Annotated in this window: 14 protein-coding genes and 1 other RNA gene; 5 read left to right on the top strand and 10 right to left on the bottom strand. The window is 42.4% G+C overall.

Features of this window, described 5'->3' with window-relative positions:
• Positions 1-13 precede the first annotated feature (13 nt).
• Positions 14-415, bottom strand: coding sequence for a helix-turn-helix domain-containing protein (locus BM015_RS09010; RefSeq protein ID WP_090657492.1), 402 nt, complete (start codon positions 413-415; stop codon positions 14-16).
• Between the two features lie 321 nt (positions 416-736).
• Here BM015_RS09010 and BM015_RS09000 point away from each other — a divergent pair, with 321 nt between their 5' ends.
• From BM015_RS09000 to fsa, 5 genes are all read left to right on the top strand, one after another.
• On the top strand, positions 737-961 hold the full coding sequence (locus BM015_RS09000; protein WP_090657487.1) for a hypothetical protein: 225 nt from the start codon (positions 737-739) through the stop codon (positions 959-961).
• A gap of 24 nt (positions 962-985) precedes the next feature.
• Complete coding sequence (locus tag BM015_RS08995) at positions 986-1,582, top strand: hypothetical protein (RefSeq protein WP_090657486.1); 597 nt, start codon at positions 986-988, stop codon at positions 1,580-1,582.
• A gap of 258 nt (positions 1,583-1,840) precedes the next feature.
• Positions 1,841-3,124, top strand: coding sequence for a type IX secretion system plug protein (locus BM015_RS08990; protein WP_090657485.1), 1,284 nt, complete (start codon positions 1,841-1,843; stop codon positions 3,122-3,124).
• Between the two features lie 35 nt (positions 3,125-3,159).
• Positions 3,160-3,259: signal recognition particle sRNA small type (gene ffs, locus BM015_RS08985), an RNA gene on the top strand.
• Positions 3,260-3,347: 88 nt separating this feature from the next.
• Complete coding sequence (gene fsa, locus BM015_RS08980) at positions 3,348-4,001, top strand: fructose-6-phosphate aldolase (RefSeq protein WP_090657482.1); 654 nt, start codon at positions 3,348-3,350, stop codon at positions 3,999-4,001.
• A 396-nt stretch (positions 4,002-4,397) separates the two neighbouring features.
• Here fsa and BM015_RS08975 read toward each other — a convergent pair whose 3' ends face one another.
• The 9 genes from BM015_RS08975 to BM015_RS08935 all read right to left on the bottom strand — a co-directional run bounded on the left by BM015_RS08975 (position 4,398) and on the right by BM015_RS08935 (position 19,886).
• Entirely contained in the window at positions 4,398-5,726 is a 1,329-nt protein-coding gene (locus BM015_RS08975) for an MFS transporter (RefSeq protein WP_177191856.1), read from the bottom strand.
• Positions 5,727-5,904: 178 nt separating this feature from the next.
• Positions 5,905-7,092, bottom strand: coding sequence for a Gfo/Idh/MocA family protein (locus tag BM015_RS08970; protein ID WP_090657480.1), 1,188 nt, complete (start codon positions 7,090-7,092; stop codon positions 5,905-5,907).
• A gap of 345 nt (positions 7,093-7,437) precedes the next feature.
• Positions 7,438-9,744 carry a DUF7133 domain-containing protein gene (locus BM015_RS08965; RefSeq protein ID WP_090657478.1) on the bottom strand — a complete coding sequence of 769 codons (2,307 nt, stop codon included), beginning with the start codon at positions 9,742-9,744 and terminating at the stop codon, positions 7,438-7,440.
• 354 nt (positions 9,745-10,098) lie between these two features.
• Entirely contained in the window at positions 10,099-11,493 is a 1,395-nt protein-coding gene (gene uxaC / locus BM015_RS08960; protein ID WP_090657474.1) for a glucuronate isomerase, read from the bottom strand.
• Positions 11,494-11,620: 127 nt separating this feature from the next.
• On the bottom strand, positions 11,621-12,463 hold the full coding sequence (locus BM015_RS08955; protein WP_090657472.1) for a sugar phosphate isomerase/epimerase family protein: 843 nt from the start codon (positions 12,461-12,463) through the stop codon (positions 11,621-11,623).
• 31 nt (positions 12,464-12,494) lie between these two features.
• Positions 12,495-14,327, bottom strand: coding sequence for a RagB/SusD family nutrient uptake outer membrane protein (locus BM015_RS08950; RefSeq protein WP_090657470.1), 1,833 nt, complete (start codon positions 14,325-14,327; stop codon positions 12,495-12,497).
• Positions 14,328-14,342: 15 nt separating this feature from the next.
• Complete coding sequence (locus tag BM015_RS08945; protein WP_218148461.1) at positions 14,343-17,474, bottom strand: SusC/RagA family TonB-linked outer membrane protein; 3,132 nt, start codon at positions 17,472-17,474, stop codon at positions 14,343-14,345.
• A gap of 73 nt (positions 17,475-17,547) precedes the next feature.
• Positions 17,548-18,351 (bottom strand): SDR family NAD(P)-dependent oxidoreductase, encoded by an 804-nt coding sequence (locus BM015_RS08940; protein WP_090657468.1) that lies wholly within the window; start codon positions 18,349-18,351, stop codon positions 17,548-17,550.
• Between the two features lie 188 nt (positions 18,352-18,539).
• Complete coding sequence (locus tag BM015_RS08935) at positions 18,540-19,886, bottom strand: putative oxidoreductase C-terminal domain-containing protein (protein WP_090657674.1); 1,347 nt, start codon at positions 19,884-19,886, stop codon at positions 18,540-18,542.
• Between the last annotated feature and the right edge of the window lie 152 nt (positions 19,887-20,038).

Genomic DNA, 20,038 nt, shown 5'->3' with positions numbered 1-20,038 from the left:
ATGCTAAAACAACTTACTTTTTTTCAATCAACTTTTCCAGCTTCTCAATCATCTCCCTTTGCTGTTGCAGCATCCGTTCATACAGCTCAATCATTTTATCTATGGGATTGAAATTGAAAGTACAATTGTTAGCAAAGGCATTCTCAAAAGACCTTTCATTAAAAGTATTTGCAATCACATTCACCGCCTGTTCCTCATCAAAATTCTGTATCGCTTCGGCGGGTATTTTTAAAGCAGCGGCCACATCTTTTAATATAACCGGGTCAAGGGTTTCTTTCTGTTCCAGTAACGATATTTTTTGCTGGTTCCAGTCATCGCCCAGCTCAGCCGCCAGCGCATCCTGTTTTATGCCCAGCATTTCGCGAAAACGTTTTACGTTACGGCCTTCGTGTACCTTTTTTGCAGTAGTTGTCATAAACAAATTTAACGGTTATCCCCAAACAATCATTGCCTTGTAAAACTAAGTAAAATACAAACTGGTTGAAGTATTAAACATGGCTTTACTGTGGGATACGGCACATGCCATAATGAAATTTGCAATATGCTTAGACATGATCACAGGCAGAATAAAAATTTTTTCAGGTATTGCCGTAGTCCGGATGTAAACCCGAGGGTTTACAATGCAGCCGGGAATGACGGCAAGTGGTTGTGCCTGTTTTACATTGTATGCAATAGTGGTCTCCCTGCATTTTAAAAAATAACTAATAGTCAGGAAGCCGGCATCGAATATCAAGGCATGACAGCCGAAGAATCAGCAGCACAAAAGCCAAATCAAGGCATGTGCGCGGATGTGTTGAAAGATCATCTGTGCTTGAATTTCTTTGGTTACTTTCTTTTTTCAAGAAAAGAAAGTAACAATAAGCTGATTGTTATTCAAATGAAAAAGGTACAGAAAGAAATCTTAGTAAGATGGAAAAATAAAGGTGCACATAAATCAGCAACCCTACTGTTTCCCATATAATTTTTAACATCAAAATACATACACATGAAAAATTACATTTCCCAACTCAATGGCATGGAAAGCAACGCCATCCATTGCATTAAAAAGCTGGTGGCGGCCCAGCTCAATGCCCTTATGATCTACTGTTTTGGGTGCAGAACCAGTAGTGTTATCACACGTACAGCTTTTATAAAAAGACAGTTGAAGGAAGACCGGCATTTTACCTGCGACCTGCTGGTAATAACACCTGATCATATACAGGCCGGCGAAGAAAAGCTGGCCGAAATACAGGAAATGGTAGCACATTTTGGAACCGTGAATATGGTGGTGCACCCGCTATACTTTGTATTGAAACACATGAATGAAGGCAACCTGTTTTTTAACTGGGTGCATAAAAACGGTATGCTATTGTTTGACCGCAATAATACTTTGCAACTGTTGCCGCCACCAGTGGGCGGAGAATACCGCCCGCAGGCAGAAGCTTTTTACAACAGCGATCCGGGCATGAATAATTACCTCGATGTAAAATGGCAACCTGTTATAAAACGGGAACCGGCGAAACAAACGGCTGCAACGCAGCAACCTGTGCAGATAACATTACAGTTAAACCCTTCCGACGGCTGGAAACCGGTATTAATTTAGGTGCCTTACACCTAACCGGAGCCTTAAACCCTTTTGCGCTGTACCAGCCTGCTCTTTTGCATTAGAAAATCACGCTATTTCTTGCCCTTCTTCTTTGAAGAAGGGTTGGGATGAGTCACCTGCTATATACCTTGTAAATGTTTAAAAGAGATTCACTAATCTACGCACTTTCATGCACCAACTATGGAGGAAGTATGGAGGAGAGTACAAGGAGATACGGAGGAAGTGCCCTACATTTGAACTCTCAGTAGTAAATACATGAAGAAAACCGCTTTTGCATTTATCGCTATCCTGCTTTTTACTTTTAACCTGCACGCACAGCAGCCAGATAAAATTTATATGCCGAATATACACGGCGTAAAACTCTTTCTTACGGGCAACCAGGATGCATATCCTGTTATCAAACTCAATGCAGTCAGCAGCCTCGAACTGCATTTTGATGACCTGGGCGGCGGTATTAAAAGCTATAATTATACCTATGTTTTATGCGATGCCAACTGGCAGCCTGCCAACCTCAGCCCGTTTGATTACCTGCAGGGTTTTACACAGGGCAAGCTCATGCAATACCGCAATTCATCTGTTGCCAAAACAAAATATGTGCATTACCAGGCTTTATTGCCTGAAAAAAATTGTTTGCCCAAATTAAGCGGTAATTATTTGCTGAAAGTTTACCTGAATGGCGATACTTCCAAACTTGCATTTACAAGACGCGTTTTGGTGCTGAATGATATGGTTGCAGTAGGAGTGAAGATCACGCAGCCTTTCAATACACAACTGTTCCGCACCCACCAGAAGCTGCAGTTTACAGTTGATAAAACCAAGCTGAATATCAACAATCCGCAGCAGCAGTTGAAAGTGGTGGTGCTGCAAAATTTCAGGTGGGATAATGCGGTAATGAACATTCAGCCCACCTTTATGCGCGGTAATGCCTATGAGTACAATAACGAAACCTCACTGGTTTTCCCCGGCGGCAGGCCATATCGCTGGGTTGATTTGAGGAGCTTTCGTTTCCAGAGCGAACGGGTTGACAGTGTTGATCAAAACATCGTGCCTTTTAATGTTTGGCTGAGGCCTGATATGCAGCGCACCGGTATAAGGTATGTAAGTTATGTTGACAGGAATGGTTTTTTTGAAGTAAGCACTACCGACGTAAATAATCCCTGGACGCAGGGCGACTATGCGAATGTGCATTTCACTTTTGTGCCAAAAAATATTAATGCATTGGCCGGGAGGAAAGTGTATATGACAGGGGAACTGGCCACCGGTGTTTGCGATGATAATATCTGCGAGCTGGATTTTAATGCAGATAAAGGTGTATTTGAAAAAACACTGTTGCTGAAGAATGGTTATTATTATTATACCTATGTAACAAAAGCACCCGGCAGTAAAAATAATGCCACGGAAACAGCAGATACGGAAGGTGATTTTTCCGAAACGGAAAATACGTACACTATTCTTGTGTATTACCGGTCTCTCAGCGACCGTGCCGACCAGTTGGTGAGCGCCGTTACAGTGGACAGCCGTAACTTAACGCAACAATAAATATTTTTTTGACGATTATCATTTACATTTGCGGCCGGCAGGTCTTACACGACCAGCTCCTGCTGAACCCTCCCAGGGCAGGAATGCAGCAAGAGTAGGCGGTTGTAGCGGTGCGATGTAATAAGCCTGCCTTTTTATTTTGCCCCCTAACCCCCTGAAGGGGGGATATAAATAATCAGGATTTTTCTTCAAATTAAATACTACCGGAAAACGGCATTGCGCTATGAAATTTTTTATTGATACAGCTAATCTCGCACAAATTAAAGAAGCTCACGATCTCGGCATTTTAGATGGTGTAACCACCAATCCTTCCCTGATGGCAAAAGAGGGTATTAAAGGTAATGAAGCGGTTATGAACCATTATAAAACTATATGTGAAATGGTTGATGGCGATATAAGCGCTGAAGTTATTTCCACCAAATTCGAAGATATTATTGAAGAGGGTAAAAAGCTGGCGGCTATCCACAAAAATATTGTGGTAAAGGTGCCGATGATAAAGGATGGCGTGAAAGCTATTAAATGGTTTACCGATAACGGCATTGCCACCAATTGTACTTTATGTTTTTCTGCCGGCCAGGCTATTCTTGCAGCTAAAGCAGGGGCCAGGTATATTTCTCCTTTCATCGGCCGTATTGACGACAGTGGCTGGGATGGCATGCAACTGATTGCCCAGATTGTCCAGATTTACGATATACAGGGTTATGAAACACAGGTGCTGGCGGCATCTATCCGTAGCCCCAATCATATTATACAGGCGGCAGAATTAGGCGCACATGTAATTACTTCCCCGCTTGATTCCATTCTCGGTTTATTAAAGCATCCGCTTACCGATATTGGCCTGGCTAAATTTTTGGAAGACGCAAAGAAATCTCAATAAGTTTATCCTGGTAAATGAATAAAAAAATCCCGCACAAAGCGGGATTTTTTATTGTGGAATATTAACGTTAATCAACCTGATTTTGGGAAAACATTCGGTTGCATAACAATCAAAAGTAAATGGCTAATGATGAGATGCCCAATCTCCTGAAAGAACCGGGACAGGGAGCTGGTGCATGCATGACGGTAAAATGGCCGGTTTCTTTACTTCGTTAATGAGGCTGCGAATCACTCAATTTCTTCCTTCAGCTTGCCCATAGCAGGAACTTTATGGAATCTTTGAGGATTGTATTTTGGGAGATTTCTCCTGTCGTCGAAATGACATTTAAAGTGCTTTACCCAGTCATCTATAATTGCCTAAATCCAGCTATAAATACTTCTCATCCCAGGCCACGCATTACACAATCTTCACCTTCTCCATTTTAGGCACCAGGCCAAGGAACATGATGAGCCAAGCAATTAAATAACCAAAACCGCAAAACAGGAACATAATAAAATAACCGGTTTCAATATGCCCGAGATTTTTGTAATGATCGAATAACAGGCCTGCAAATTTTGATACCAGCATACCGCCTATGCCACCCGCCATGCCTCCGATGCCCACTACGGAAGCCACGGAGTTTTTGGGAAACATATCGCTAACGGTTGTAAACAGGTTGGCGCTCCATGCCTGGTGGGCAGATGCAGCAATGCCAATAATAATAATGGCATACCACATGTGATAACCGCCTGCATACTGCGCTGCTATTATCAGCAGAGGGCAAAAGGCGTAAATGAGCATGGACGTTTTGCGGGCCTTTACAACCGTGAACCCTTTCTTAACAAGATACATGGGCAGCCACCCGCCGATAACACTTGCAACGCCCGCTAATGTGTAAACAAATGCAATGGGCAAACTTACCTGCATGCCGGTGAGATGATATTGGGCATCTAAAAATGCAGGCAGCCAGAATAATAAAAACCACCAGATGCCGTCGGTTAAAAACTTGCCTGCGATAAAAGCCCAGGTTTGCCTGAAAGCCAATAACCTTCCCCAGGAAATTTTAGGTTGTGCTTCCACCGCATCGTCCCCGTCCTTATCACTGTGTATGTAATCAAATTCCGCTTTTGATAAACGTTTTTGCTTTTCGGGCACTTCATAAAAAATAAACCAGAATATCAGCCATAAAAAACCAAAGGCGCCAATGGCAATAAATGCAATGCGCCAGCTGTAATTGATGGCAAGCCACGGCACTACAATCGGCGCCAGTATAGCGCCAACATTGGTGCCCGAATTAAATATGCCGGCAGCATAAGCCCGCTCCCTGCGCGGAAACCATTCTGCCACAGCCTTGAATGCTGCGGGGAAGTTACCGGCTTCTGTTACCCCCAAAAATGCGCGGTAGCCCGCGAAGCTCCATACGCCCCTTGCAAATGCATGCAGGATAGAGGCAATGCTCCATAACGTAAGTGTAAGGGCATATCCCAGTTTGCTGCCTATCTTATCAATCAATCTTCCGGCGCCAATCATGCCCAGGGCATAGGCAAACTGGAATGCTATAACAATATTGGAATAATCCGATTCGCTCCAGTTAAATTCTTTTTCCAGCGTGGGTTTTAACAGGCTGATCACCTGCCTGTCAAGATAGTTGATGGTAGTGGCAAAGAATATAAGCGAACATATCGTCCAGCGGTATTTACCAATTTTGTTATTAATGTTGCCTGAAGTTGTCTGGTTTAATGGCATGCCTGTTAGATTATTTTAATGATGATATAATGCAGGTATTGATTATTTATGTGAGATTGTTTAATTTAATTGTTTGACCTCACCCTAAATCCTTCTCCAAAGGAGAGGGACTTTTCTATTAAATAAACATTGCGTATTGATTGTTGATTATTTTTTAAATCAACAACAATCCATTTACTTATGATAACACCAGGGGAACAGCCGTTTCCGCGCCTTTGTTCTCGGCAGATACATAGCCCGCATAAATGGTGGCGATAACATCTGCGGCCAGGCTGCTATTACTTTCAATAGCATCTCCATAAGCGGCCGAGCGATAAAACGCATCCATTTCATGCTGATAGCCTGCAAACCATCCTTCATCCGGCGAAATGCACGACCAGCCCTGTTTTGTTTCTATCTTTTCCAGCACATATATGTCTTCAAAATATTTTTTATCGGGCGTATATGATTGCATGGCATCATTCGGATTAATATTACATACCGTTCTGTGATTGGTAGTATTTACCTCAATTATATTATGCACACCGCCCAGCACCAGTTCACTGGCAACCAGGTTAGCAAATGTACCATCTTCAAACACCACATGCAGCATGGCGAAATCTTCCACATCGGTATAAGACGCTCTTAAATAGCCTTCATTATTAAAACCGGGCATACGTGTAACCGCATGGGTGCGTGCCGTGATTGTTTTGGGATGAATGGGTTTGCCATTGCGCGCCCTGCCTTCCACATGTTTAAAATAAATGGCTGCGCTTAGGGGATGGCAGCCTTTGCCCATCATGGAGCCGCCGCCTGAAAACTTCCATATCCCATACGTTAATGAATGCGAGCCGGAGTGCGATTGTTCGCCGCGCATGTATAAAATCTGCGCACCGGTTTTTTGTATCAGTTCCCTTTCTTTCTGAACAGCAGGCGCATACACCCAGTTCTCTGCATACATTATTTTGCCCGTGCTTTCCTTTTCTGCATCCAGCATGTTTTGTATGCTTTGCAATGCATGATCAAGGCCCTGCTGTTTTGGAAATGTATCGCCGTTAAAGTTATCTGTGCCATCGCCAAAATATCCTGTAAGCGGCTTTTCAACAATTACATGTTTGTTTTGCTGCAATGCAGCAATAACAATGGGCTCATGCGTTACAGGCGGCGTGCAAACATGCAACACATCTGAGGCGGCAATTAATTTTTCAAGGTCATTGTAAGGCATTATTTTTCTTGCATCCGTAAATGCTTTCAACCGTTCTTCCGTGGGCGAATAAGCGCCCGCAATTTCAACCCCGGTGCTAAACACCCTTTGCAATGCATCGTAATGAAACCTGGCGGCAAAGCCGGAGCCAATAATACCTGCTTTTATTGTTGTTTTATCCATATTTGAGCTACGAGCTATCAGCTATCAGCTTTGAGCTACAAGCTGATAGCAATTCCCATCCGTTTAAAAGTTCACGTGTTCACTTGTTCACAAGTTTCTTCCCATTCAACTAATCAACTTCTCAACCAATCAACTTTCCTTCTTTCCAATTCCTTATTCCAAATTCCCGTTTCTCACCCTTCAACCAATCAACCTCTCAACCAATCAACTTTCCTTCTTTCCAATTCCTTATTCCAAATTCCCGTTTCTCACCCTTCAACCAATCAACCTCTCAACGAATCAACTTTCCTGCTTACCAATTCCTTATTCCAAATTCCCATTTCTCACCCTTCAACCAATCAACTTCTACTTAATCCCTTCCAGTTCTTCCATTGTAAACGTCTTCTGCCTGCCTTCATATTTCTTTCTTGTATCAGAAATATCTTTTGCTGTAATGGCAGAACCGGAAACTTTATTATTCCATGAGTTACGAATGTAGTTTAATACCTGCGCAATATCTTCATCATTATATTCATCGTTCGACCCGATGCCCGGCATATCGCCATTTATTTCCGGCGATTTATATAAATGATCCGCCACTTTTACAGGGCCTGTTAACCCGTACAGCACAATTGGTATCAACTGGTTTTTGTTGCCCTGCACCCAGTTTGATTTATTCAGCGGCGGCGCCAATGCTGTAACGCCGTTGCCATCAAGGCCATGGCAGGTTTGGCAAAGTGTTGTAAATATATGCGCCCCTCTTGGATATAAAGCGGCAAGCTTTTTCTGGTTGCTCTGGCTCCTGGCTTTTGCAATATCATCAATTACTTTTCTTAATCTCCTTGCAAACACTGTTGTTGTATCAGCATTTATTTTTACCACCTCTTTCAAAAAGCTTTCTTCTTTATTCTCAAGATTGCTGATCACCGCATCGGCAACATATTTATTGGCTGCGTATTTTGATGTCAACTGCATCAGTATTTGTTTGGCAGCGGCTGCATTATACTGCTGCATATTATGCATGATATAACCAATATAAGGCGCGGCCAGCGTATCGTTCACCAGTTGCTGCAGCAGCGGTAAAAACTGGTTGTAATTATTTTTATTCATAACAGAAGGCAATACACTTAATGCCTGCATTCTTATGAGCCAGTTATTGTTTTGCAGCAAAGGCAATACATCCGCAGGCTGTAATGCATGCAAGCCTTCCAATGTCCATAATGCATGTGCAACGGGAATAAAATTATCTGTTGACTTCAGCATTTCATGCAGTGCAGGCGATGCAGCAGTATAGTTACTGTCAATGATCATTTGCTGCGCTTCATTACGCACCCAGCCGTTTTTGTTTTTCAGTAATTCAACAAGTTGCTGCGGGTCATTGTTGAACACAATATTTTTTGCGTCACCTCCTTTTGGAATTATTTTATAAATACGCCCGCAGTTTAAAGGATTGGTAAGCTTTCTCTCCTTTATTTCATTTTTAAGATAAGGCGTGAGATAAGTTTTATGCTGAATGATGCCGCGATACATATCTATAATATACATGGCGCCATCGGGGCCAACATATAAATTCACCGGCCTGAAACGCTCATCTTCACTGGCTAAAAATTCCTTGTTTTGATATGCCTGTTTTCCATCAACAATATAACCTTTATCCGTTAAGATATTTCTTTTGATAAGATTGGCAGAAGGCTCGGCTACAAAGGCATTGCCGTGATAAGCCTCATCAAATAAACCGCCGTTATAAATTACAGGGCCGCAGGCAGCCGTAAAATTGGTGAGGCGCAAACTATCGTCAAGCACGCCTTCCATATAGCCGCGGTTTACACCAGGTGTTGGCCGCACAGGATACGTCCTGTTGTCTTTAATAATCGACTCAACATAACCCGCCACCTTTCTTTGGTTGGTATTGCCGGAGCCAAGGCCGGGCATAAAATAATCGCCCAATAAATTTTCTGAGTTGGTGTTATAAAACAACCTTCCTTCATCATCCTGCGCAATGCCCCACTGCCCGCGGAAATGTGTTTTTTCTTTCAGCCATTTATTACCCTGTTTCCGGTAACGCACATCGCTTTTGGCATTGTATATCCAGTTATCCATCGCACGCAGCAAACCATTGGGCTGGTGCTCTACGTTGCCGCCATCTGCATAGCTGCTGTCAACCAACGTTTTGTTTACGGGCTTATCATCTTTAATATCATAATACCAAAGCTTTGGCGGTTCGGCAACGAGAATGCCGCCGTCGATTAAACACAAAGCACGCGGCAATACCAGCGAGTCTAAAAACACTTTACTGCTATCCATAACACCATCGCCGTTAGTATCACTTAATATCATCACCTTGCCTGTTGGCATATCTTCACCCGTGCCCGATGTATCCGGCATATAATCCATCATGGTTACAACCCATAAGCGGCCTTTGTTATCAAAATTCATGGCCACCGGTGCAGCAATCAAGGGTTCTTCCGCCACCAGTTTTACTTCGAAGCCATCTTCAATGTGCATTTTTTTAATGGCCTCAGCGGGCTTAAGCACCGACGCATCTTCTATGCTTTTGCGTATGGCCAGTGAATCGGGCTTGCCGCCATTTCCATTGTTGCTGTTACAACTTAATAAACTTAAAAACGCAGTGCAGATAATCAAGATTTTTACAGTGGTCACAAATGATCTCATGAATGGTTATTAATAGAATTTTACCTCATCCTCGTTCCCTCTCCACTTGTGGAGAGGGATGCCCCTTTTCAAACAACGTTATAATAATTTATACTTTAGCAACCTGAATATTTATGATGCTTCTGTTGTAATAAAGGCCGTTAAAATTTTACCATATTCAATGATTAAATGATGGAAAATAACATACATTATTACACCTAAGCATCAGGGATCAAAAGCTGAAAAATCAGCAGCACAAAGCCCAATCAAGGCGGACGAAAAAATGTGCTGAATATCATTTTTTCTTGAACTTTTCCTGCCCGACTGGCCCCGGTCAGGCGGGGGTTCTTTTCTTTCAAGAGAAAAGAACAGAGCTTACAACTTAAAATAATCTCTCGCATTGTTATAGCAAATATCTTCCACCATTTTACCCAGCCATTTTATATCGGCAGGCAGTTCACCATTCTCCACATCGTTACCGATAAGATTGCAAAGAATCCTGCGAAAATATTCATGCCTTGAAAAAGAAAGGAAGCTGCGGGAATCTGTTATCATACCAATAAAGCGGCTCAATAAACCCATATTGCTTAATGTGTTCATTTGCTTTTCCATACCATCTTTCTGGTCTAAAAACCACCAGCCGCTGCCATATTGTATTTTACCCGGTGTGCTGCCATCCTGGAAATTGCCGGTCATGGTAGCAAATACTTCATTATACATCGGGTTATTGTTATAGATAATTGTTTTTGCAAGCTTATCATCTTTATCCAGCTTATCAAAAAATGCCGCCATGCCTTCTGCCACCGGCCAGTCGCCCATAGAATCCACGCCGGCATCAGCGCCGATGCGCTTTAATAAACGCGTATTGTTGTTACGCAGCGCGCCAACATGAAACTGCTGCACCCATTCTTTCTCATGGTTCCAGGTGCAGATGAAATGCAGGGTTGCCATTTTAAACAATATGGACTCTTCTTTTGATACAGGCTTGCCTGTAGCAGCTTTTGAAAATATGTTTTCAAGCTGTTGCGCGGTGCCATCAATCTTTTGAAAGGTATCCAGCCCATGATCTGAAACGCGGCAGCCTGCTTCATGAAAAACATCATGGCGTTTATGCAATGCTTCCAGTAAACTATCGTAAGAATTTATTTCAATGCCCGATATGGCGGATAATTTTTGCAGGTAATTTTTATAGGCTTCCGCATCATCAATTGCCATTGCCTTATCCGGCCTGAAGGCCGGTAATACTTTTATGCCGAAAGGCTGTTCACTTATTTTTTTATGATAAACAAGCTCATCAGCAGGATCATCTGTTGTACAGAGTGCATCCACTTTAAAATATTTTAGTAAAGCCTGTGTGGTGTATTGCGGCAATTGTTCATTGCAGGCCGCATAAACAGATGCAGCGCTACCTGCATTCAGCAATTCTGTTATGCCGAAGGGCTTTTTCAATTCCAGGTGCGACCAATGGTACAGCGGGTTGCGCATGGTATAAGGCGTTGTCTCAGCCCAGGCTTTGAACTTTTCAAAATCATCAGCATTGCCTGTAATTAATTCCTCATTCACACCGTTGCTGCGCATGGCCCGCCATTTATAATGGTCGCCTTTAAGCCACAGTTCCGTAATATTTTTAAATTGTTTATTGTTTGCAATTTCATCGGGCGGCAAATGATTATGATAATCTATAATGGGCATGTTTGCCGCATGATCAAAATATAACTGTTTTGCTGTGCCTGTTTGTAATAAAAAATCTTCTGATAAAAATGGTTTCATTGTTTTTCTAACAACTTTTCGGTCGCCATGCAGAGGTACGAGACATCTCCTGAATTTGATGCAATCCTATATCCGCAGAGATTTCTCCTATCGTCGAAATGACGAACATTTATAGTATAACACGATATTAAATCGTATTCATCACACCTTTAAAATAGCCCACTGATTCTGCAATGCCCGGCAAAGGGTCTTTCATATTCAGTTCGTATTCAAAACTGCACATACCCTGGTAATTTATTTTATATAACGCCCTTTCAAATGCAGGAAAATCAATTATGCCGCGGCCCACATCAATTGCCTTGCCTTCATTTGCGGCAGCCGTAACATCTTTAATATGCAGGTCTAATAACCGGTCTTTAAACTGCAATACAGCATCAGCAGGTGCAAGGCCGGTGCGTTGTGTATGTCCTATATCTATACACAAACCCATGCGCTTATCTTTTGTTTTAATGTGCTCATATACATCTTTAGGGCTTGGATATAATTTATCCATCGGGCCGTGATTGTGAATGGCTATTTTAATGTTATGCTCTTTTACTTTCTGTTCGGTATAATCTATCAGATCATAATTGGGAACGCCAACGATCATATTTACGCCAACTGCTTTTGCATAATTAAAGGTGCGGTCAACATCTTCTTTACTCTTCATATAAATAACACCCACTGCATACGGCGTTATGCCTGCATCGCTTAACTGTTGCAGCACTTCTTTTATTTTTTCGGGCGAGCTATCTAACGGCAAATGAAAATCTTTGATGGAAAGATTGGTAACATTTACGCGCTGCATCATTTTTATGGATGTTGCCAGGTCGAAGTTTAAAAATGTATAGCCTGCCATGCCCAGTTTTAATGGCTCATGTTTAGCTGTTTTCCCTGATGCATTTACGGCAGCTTTTCCAAGAAAAGGCATGGCAGCCGAAGCCGCCATGCCTAATGTTCCTGCCTGTATGAATTTTCTTCTTGATTGCATTTCTGTTTTTTTAGCGTTTCAATTTATGTTATTACGGTATATAATCCAACGCCGGCACATTTGACTCATAACCCTGGTAACCTTTATTCTGATTGATACGGCCATACGTGTTGGCCTGTATGGATTTGGTGGGTACCGGCCATAAAACATGGTAAGGGCTCATGGTGTATTTATCACCGTGAATGGTAACAATGCCTTCACGGTAAAAATTATTTTTGGCTATAACCCTGTCATAAAAATAATTGTTATCAGAAAAATTATCCAGTGAATATGATTTGCCGTTTTCTGCAACCTTATGCGTTAAAGCGAAGATATAAGCTATGCGTGTGAGCTCTGTTTTACGCGGCTCTTCATAAAATAATTCCCTGGCGCGTTCATCTAATATAGTGCCCATATTTACCTGATCCGGCGTTATTGGCGCACAGTGGGCGCGTGTTCTTACCATATTAATGTCGGCAGCGGCGCTGGCGAGGTCGCCTTTCCAGAAATAAGCTTCTGCACGTAATAAATAGGTTTCTGCAAGACGGTAAACATACCAGTCAGAATGCCCGCCCTGCATTGGCGAATTTTCATTATCAGGAATAAATACTTTGTATTGTGGCCAGCCAAACCAGCTTCTGATAGTATCAACGCAAAGTACGCCGCCGGATGAGTTGTATTTCTGTAAAGGCTTTAAATAATAAGGATCAGTAACTCCATCTACTACCAATGCGCCATCATTGTTATATACAAGGTCTTCCATATTCATCCAGTTATCATGAGAATGGCGCAGGTCATTACTGTCAGTCCATATATCATACTGGCTGTAGTTGGTAGGCCGGCAACGGCCAATGCCCCTGCCATATAAAGATGACTGAACAAACTTTACCGCCACACCGTCATTTGTTCCTTTTTTACCGCTTGGTGTAGTAATATTAGTGCCCCAGTAAGGAACCGCCTGCCGCATGATGCGCATACCACCGTCGTAACCACCGTCGCCATAATGGTCTGTTACGAGATAGATGCCTTCCGTATTTTCGCCTGTGTATTTATTCTCAGGGCGATGCAAATCCCATATCACATTCTTTTTAGTGGCACCGAAGGGCTGCGTCATTAAATGATATTTACCACCATTGATGATGGCTGAGGCTGAGGCAATGGCATCATCAAATTCGCCCAGGGCAAGATTTACTTTGGTGAGTAATTGCAATACAGCGCCTTTGGTTACTTCGCCACGCATCACATCATCAGATACCCAATCTTTAGCTGAATCAAGATCTGTTTTCATCTTTCTCAGGATCACATCTCTTTTGGTTGAATAGAAAGGTTTAACAGCGGAATCTTTTTCGCTCACTTCATGCATAATGGCCGGCACATCACCAAACTGGTTGGTAAGCCTGTAATAGCGCATGGCGCGGTGAAAATAAGCTTGCCCTAAAAACGAATTACGCTGCTCCGGTGAATCCCATGTAACATTATCTATTCTCGATATAACCGTATTGGCATATTTAATGCCTTTGTACCCTTCACTCCAGTAGTAGTAAATCCTTGCATGGTCGGCATCATTGTAGCCTGCCAGGTCAGGCGTGATTACAAGGTTTAAATCCTGTGCCGGACCTGATTTATCAGTTGTGCCTTCTACCGTAACTTCAGAAAAAACCATCTCTGTAAGTATGGGCGGGTTATCGCCGTAATATTCGTTTCTTAAATTCCTGTTGCAGGAGGTAAGGGCAGCCTGCATGGCGCTTGGCGTTGTATAAGTAAGATCAGGCTCGTAAAAAGACAAAGGTTCCGGTGTTAAGCGGTCTTTGCTGCAGCCTGTGCCTGCTGAAATACCTGTGAAGATTATCAGCAGCAGCCATATATATTTTGAATCTAGCTTCATGTGAATTATTTTTTTTTAAAAAACAACATTAATACCTATCGAATAAATGCGTGGCGGAATAGCCGTGGATATATTGCCGTTACTATCCCTGTTCCTGAATTCGGGGTCCCAGAAATCCCAGTCGGGCGCAAACACGGCCACGTTGTTGGCATTCACATACAATTTCATGCTTTCCAGTCCGGCCTTGTTTACAAGGGATTGCGGTAAAGTATAAGCAAGGGCAATATTATTAAGTCGAATGAAAGAAGCCGACCTGTACACATTAAAGCCAGCGCTGCCATTGCTTGAATACAATCTTGCGTAATCATTAATTGGATGTTCCGGAGTCCAGTAAGGAACTATATAAGAATTCTGACGGTCAATAAAACCCGAGTTATTTTTAGCATTGTTGTACGATAATTTTTGTCCCCAGCTTGAATAGATCATGAAAGAAAAATCAAAACCTTTATAAGTAAACTGGTTTCTTAACGTCCATTGAAAACGTGGATTGCTATAGCCCAGGAATTGCCTGTCTTCATCAGAATATTTACCATCGCCATTAAAATCCTGTACTTTAAAGTCGCCCGGCTTCACACCATATTTAGCTGCCTCATCTGCTTCATTCTGCTGCCATACGCCCAACACTTTTAAATCCCATATTGCATCCAGCGCATGACCAATAAACCACCTGTTGGCAACATCATCTCTTTCTTCGCGGCCTATTACCTTGCCGGTAGAATCAGTAACATCTACTGCGCCATACAAATGTTTTATTTCATTCCGGTTGAGTGAAAAATTAAGCGTTGTATTCCAGGCAAAGTTTTTATGGGCAATGTTGGCGCTGGTGATGCTTATTTCAAAGCCTTTGTTGTTTACCTGGCCCAGGTTGTCCCAAACATTGGAAAAGCCTGAGATATCCGGTAACGAACGTAGTATCAAAAGGTCTTTTGTTTGCTTTTCATATACATCAAAAGAACCGTTTATCCTGTTATTGAATAAGCCGAAATCAAGACCCAGGTTATAAGAAGTCGTTTTTTCCCATTTCAGGTCGGGGTTCTGCAGCCTGTCAACGTACAACTGGGAAATCAATACAACAGTTCCATCGGCTTTTATGTATTGATATTTGCCTGTATTAAGATTGGATAGTGCGTAATAGCGGCCAATATCCCGGTTACCATTCTTTCCCCATGAGGCACGCAGTTTGCCATAACTTAACCAGTTTGACTGCATGAATTTTTCCTGGGAGAAAACCCATCCCAATGCAACGGCAGGAAAGTCGGCCCTTGGATTTTTCTGGCCAAATGCTGAATAACCATCCCGGCGGAAAGAAGCTGTTAACAGGTAACGTTGTTTATAGGAATAATTTAAACGGCCCATCATGGCATCGCCTGTGCTTACCTGGTCATCACTGCTGATAACCGGTTTAATACCTGCGCCTATATTGTGATAGCTTAAAACATCATTGGGTGAAAAACCTTCGTTATCCATTTGGCTTCTCCATGACTGGAATTTTTCGGCATTCAATAAGAAAGTAAAATCAAAGGAATGATCGCCATAGGTTTTATTCCATTTAATGAGGTTATCTACCTGCCAGTTAAAAGTGGTTTGATCCGTGCGTGTGGCTACACCGCCTCTTGCTTTGTATTGAAAATCTTTAGCAGATATACCATTGAAATAGCGATAAAAGGAATAGTTGGGCGTAAAGTTTACCTGGTATGAAAAACCATAAGGCAATTCGCCTTTTACGAACATTGTTCCAAATAAAGTATTCGTTTTTTGAAGGCGGTTGGTATAAGTATAATCCAGGAAAGGATTAATATTATTGCCCACGTCATCATTCGGGCTATCCCTTAAATCTGTAGTGCCATCTTTATATTTTTCACCGTAAGGCGATGCGTTTACCATTTGCCCCCAATTCACAGGTACCTGGCTTTCATCCCTGTCGGCAAACTGAAAATTTATACCGGCGGTTAAAAACTTAGCAATCTTTGCTTCAAGGTTTGTCCTCACCCTGAATACCTGGTAATCATCGCCCACAATTACCCCGTCATTGTCGGTATAGTTGGCAGATAAATAATAAGATATTTCATCTTTTCTTCCGGCTACGCTTACCGTATGGTCTTGCCTGAGACCCTTATGAAACATCATATTATACCAGTCGGTTGTTTTGCCTTCTTTGTAATTGGCTATTTCAACGGGATACATTTTTAACCTGTTCAGCCACACGTCCACGGGGTCGCCCTGCGAGTTATCATACGCCATCCATTCATCTACCGAAATAGAATCCGGCAGGGTGCTGGGATCATTAAACTGGTAGGGTTTATGGTTAACGTTAATGCTGTTCAATACGTCTGTTCTCCAGGCAACAAAACCAGGCCCGTCATATATCGGCTGGTTCATGGCCAGCTCGCCATAACCAAAATTTGAGTTTAATGTTATCTGTGCGCCTTTGCGGGAGCCTTTCTTAGTAGTGATAATAACCACGCCGCTGGCAGATTTAGCGCCAAATACAGCAGCGGATGTTGCATCTTTTAAAACATCAATCGTGCTGATGTCATTGGGATTGATATCACTTAATGCGCCGGGATAAATAACCCCATCCACCACAATCAATGGCGTAGTGCCGGCATTGATTGACGAACGGCCGCGTATCTGCAAATCGCCGCCGCCTTTTGCCGAGGCTGAGTTTGTTTGCGAGATGGTTAAACCTGCCACATTGCCTCTCAGCATATCCGTTACCTGCGTGGGGTTCTCATTTTCAAGCTGCGATGCTTTTAACTGGGCCACTGCGCCGGTCAAGTCTTTCTTTTGCTGTGTGCCATAACCAATAACTACTACCTGGTCGAGCGTGCTGCTTTCAAGTTCAAGCGTTACATTAAAAGTTGTTTGACCGTTAACCGGTATTGTTTGCGATGTATAGCCCACAAAAGAAAAAATCAGTTTACCAGATGGCGGAACATTCGAAAGCACAAAACTGCCGTCAGCATTTGTTGTAATGCCATGTTTGCTGCCTTCAACCATTACCGTTACACCTTCCAGGGGCTTTGCATTTTCTTTTGCTGTTACTGTGCCTTTAACTGATATAGGCGACTGCGCAAATAAAGTGTCCGCCGCATAAAAGAGCAGGCATGCGCTCAACAGCATCCATTTGTAAAGGACTTTTTTCATAATGCAGTATTTAGTTGTGAAGAGATAAGAAAAATTACAGTGCGATTCATACGTATAGTTTTATAGTTAGAAATTAAAAACCAATAGAATTGCCGCCATCAACAGCCAGTACGGTGCCTGTTATAAACCTTGCGCCTTCAGAAGCAAGGAATGCGGCTGCATAACCCACATCATCCGGATGGCCAAGCTTGCGCATAGGCGTGCGGGCCAATACACGCTGCATCCTGTCTTTATCACTGTTCAATGCTTTTGCCGACATATCTGTTGCAATAAAACCAGGCGCAATACAGTTTACACGAATACCCTTTTCAGCCAGCTCCACAGCCAATGCCCTTGTCATGCCCTCTACGGCTGTTTTTGATGCGGTGTAAGCCACCACTTTTGGAAGACCATAATGTGCCGCCATAGAGCTGATCATAATAATGTTGCCCTGCTGTGCAGCGGCCATGTGTCTTGATATTTCCCTTGTGAGCGCAAACACCGCCTGCTGATTGGTTAAAATGATGTTTTGAAATTCTTCATCCGTAACATCCAGTGCATCTTTTTTCATATTGATACCGGCATTGTTTACCAGTATGTCGATTGTTTGTGCCCGTTGTATCAGTTGTTCAACAAAGGCGGGAATAGCCTGCAGTTGAGAAAGGTCGGCAGGAATATAGCAGCATGCATTGCCAATTTCTTCACAGGCTTTTTGCAGCTTGTTTTCATCGCGGCCTGTAATAATAACTTTAGCGCCATTGCCGGCCAATGCTTTTGCAATGGCTAATCCCAGCCCGCTGCCGCCGCCGGTTACCACTGCGGTTTTTCCATTGAGTGAAAACATGGCTTGTGCTGTGTTTTTGGATGATGGTTGTTGAATGTTTTCCTGCAGGTGCATGTTTTTAATTTTGTTTGATAAGAAATTTATTTAATGATTGTTTGAATTAGCTTTTACAGGGCTGCATGCACAGCAATAAAAAGCCGCTCACGATATACAGTACAAGGGAGTGACCCGCCGCAGCGGACCATCACCTGTTTCTGTAGCTCGCAATCAAAAATCAATTCAAACAACCTGTTGTTTAAATCCTATTTTTTACCTGTTGCTATATCCAGTGCTTTCGTTGCCGTATAATATTTGGCTAACATTCCGGGCACTTCCCAGCCGGGGAGTTTTTTATCTTTTAAATATTGAAGATATCTTTCCATTACCTGTGCAAAATGTGCTTCATGGCCTACATCGTATTTTTCGGGTATTACAACCTTGAAACCTTTATTGATTGGCTGAACCGTAATACCAGGATATTTTTCATTCAATTGCTGAACGGCTGCGTTTAGTGTATCAGCAAAATTTTTCGCGTTATTGCCTGGCCAGATATATAATACCGGCTTATAATTTTCTGCTGCACCCTGCTTTATTTCCAGTGAAACTTTCGTGCCTTTTAATAAGGAATAGTGCGAGTCGCCACCGGCTGCTGCCTTGTATTCCCAGCGCGGCGTTACCCTTGCATGAATACCTTTAATGGTATAGTTTATTTCGCCGTTGGCATGTGATTGTAACACTGTGTCATTGGTTATATATGGCTTAAGAAAATCAGGAAACTTATCTTCTTTTGTAATAGCTGCGAACTGTGATAATGTAAGCGCTGTTGGCCATATACGTGCATTGGTTATATCAATATCTTTTGTGTAATCGATGATAGAATCCGGAAAACATTCCCATTGAATGAGGTCAAGCAAATGTGTGCCTACGTCGGTAATGGCATCGCCCTGTTGTTTGGGATCGAAAAACCAGTCGGGCCTTGTTAATACATTTCCGGAAACATATTTATAGAAGTAATGAATGCTTTCCATTCTTACTGCCGGATCGTTGGCCGTTCCTTTTTGCAATTCACCAAAAACAGATGGTATATGTGCAAACTCTTTTTGCAATGTGTTGGTTATTTCAGAACGCTCTGTCATAATATCATACAACAACACATTGTTTTTTGCGGCTGCACTAAAGGCTTCCTGCAATACATTAAAATCGCCTGAATTTATCGCCATTGGTTTATCGCCCAATACGTTCAAACCCGCTTCCACACTGCGTTTTATATAATCTGTTTTTTGTTCGTTATTACCTGCCAGCACCACCACGTTGCCTGCTTTATCAGCAAGCATTTTGTCAAGATAATCGCTGCCGGTATATAATTTTTCCACCCAATGCGTGGGGTTATCTGTGCGATGATTATACTGATCGATAAGTTTAAGATGCGCCTGCAGTTCATTGCCTTCAGGTGCATACACATGCACGACCGAATCAATTGCCGGGTACATATTTTTCTGTACCAATGCTGCATGAAAATGGCCGGGCGCTAAGGTTATCAAACGCACTTTACCGCTGTCTTCAGCAGGTGTGTTTGATGTTGTGGAAGTATTGCAGCCAATATTCATCATTAATAAAAAAATTATAGATAAATAAGTTACACCGTTGCTAAGCAAATCAAACCTCTGCTTTTGTTTTTTGTTACTTTCTTTTCTTGAAAAAAGAAAGTAGCAAAAGAAATTCAAGCACGGATGATATTTGCTCAGCATCATATTTATTTTTT

The sequence above is a fragment of the Parafilimonas terrae genome (assembly GCF_900115755.1).
Lineage (GTDB): Bacteria > Bacteroidota > Bacteroidia > Chitinophagales > Chitinophagaceae > Parafilimonas > Parafilimonas terrae.
The sequence above is the reverse complement of the archived record's forward strand: the minus strand, read 5'-3'. Positions and strand labels throughout refer to the sequence as shown.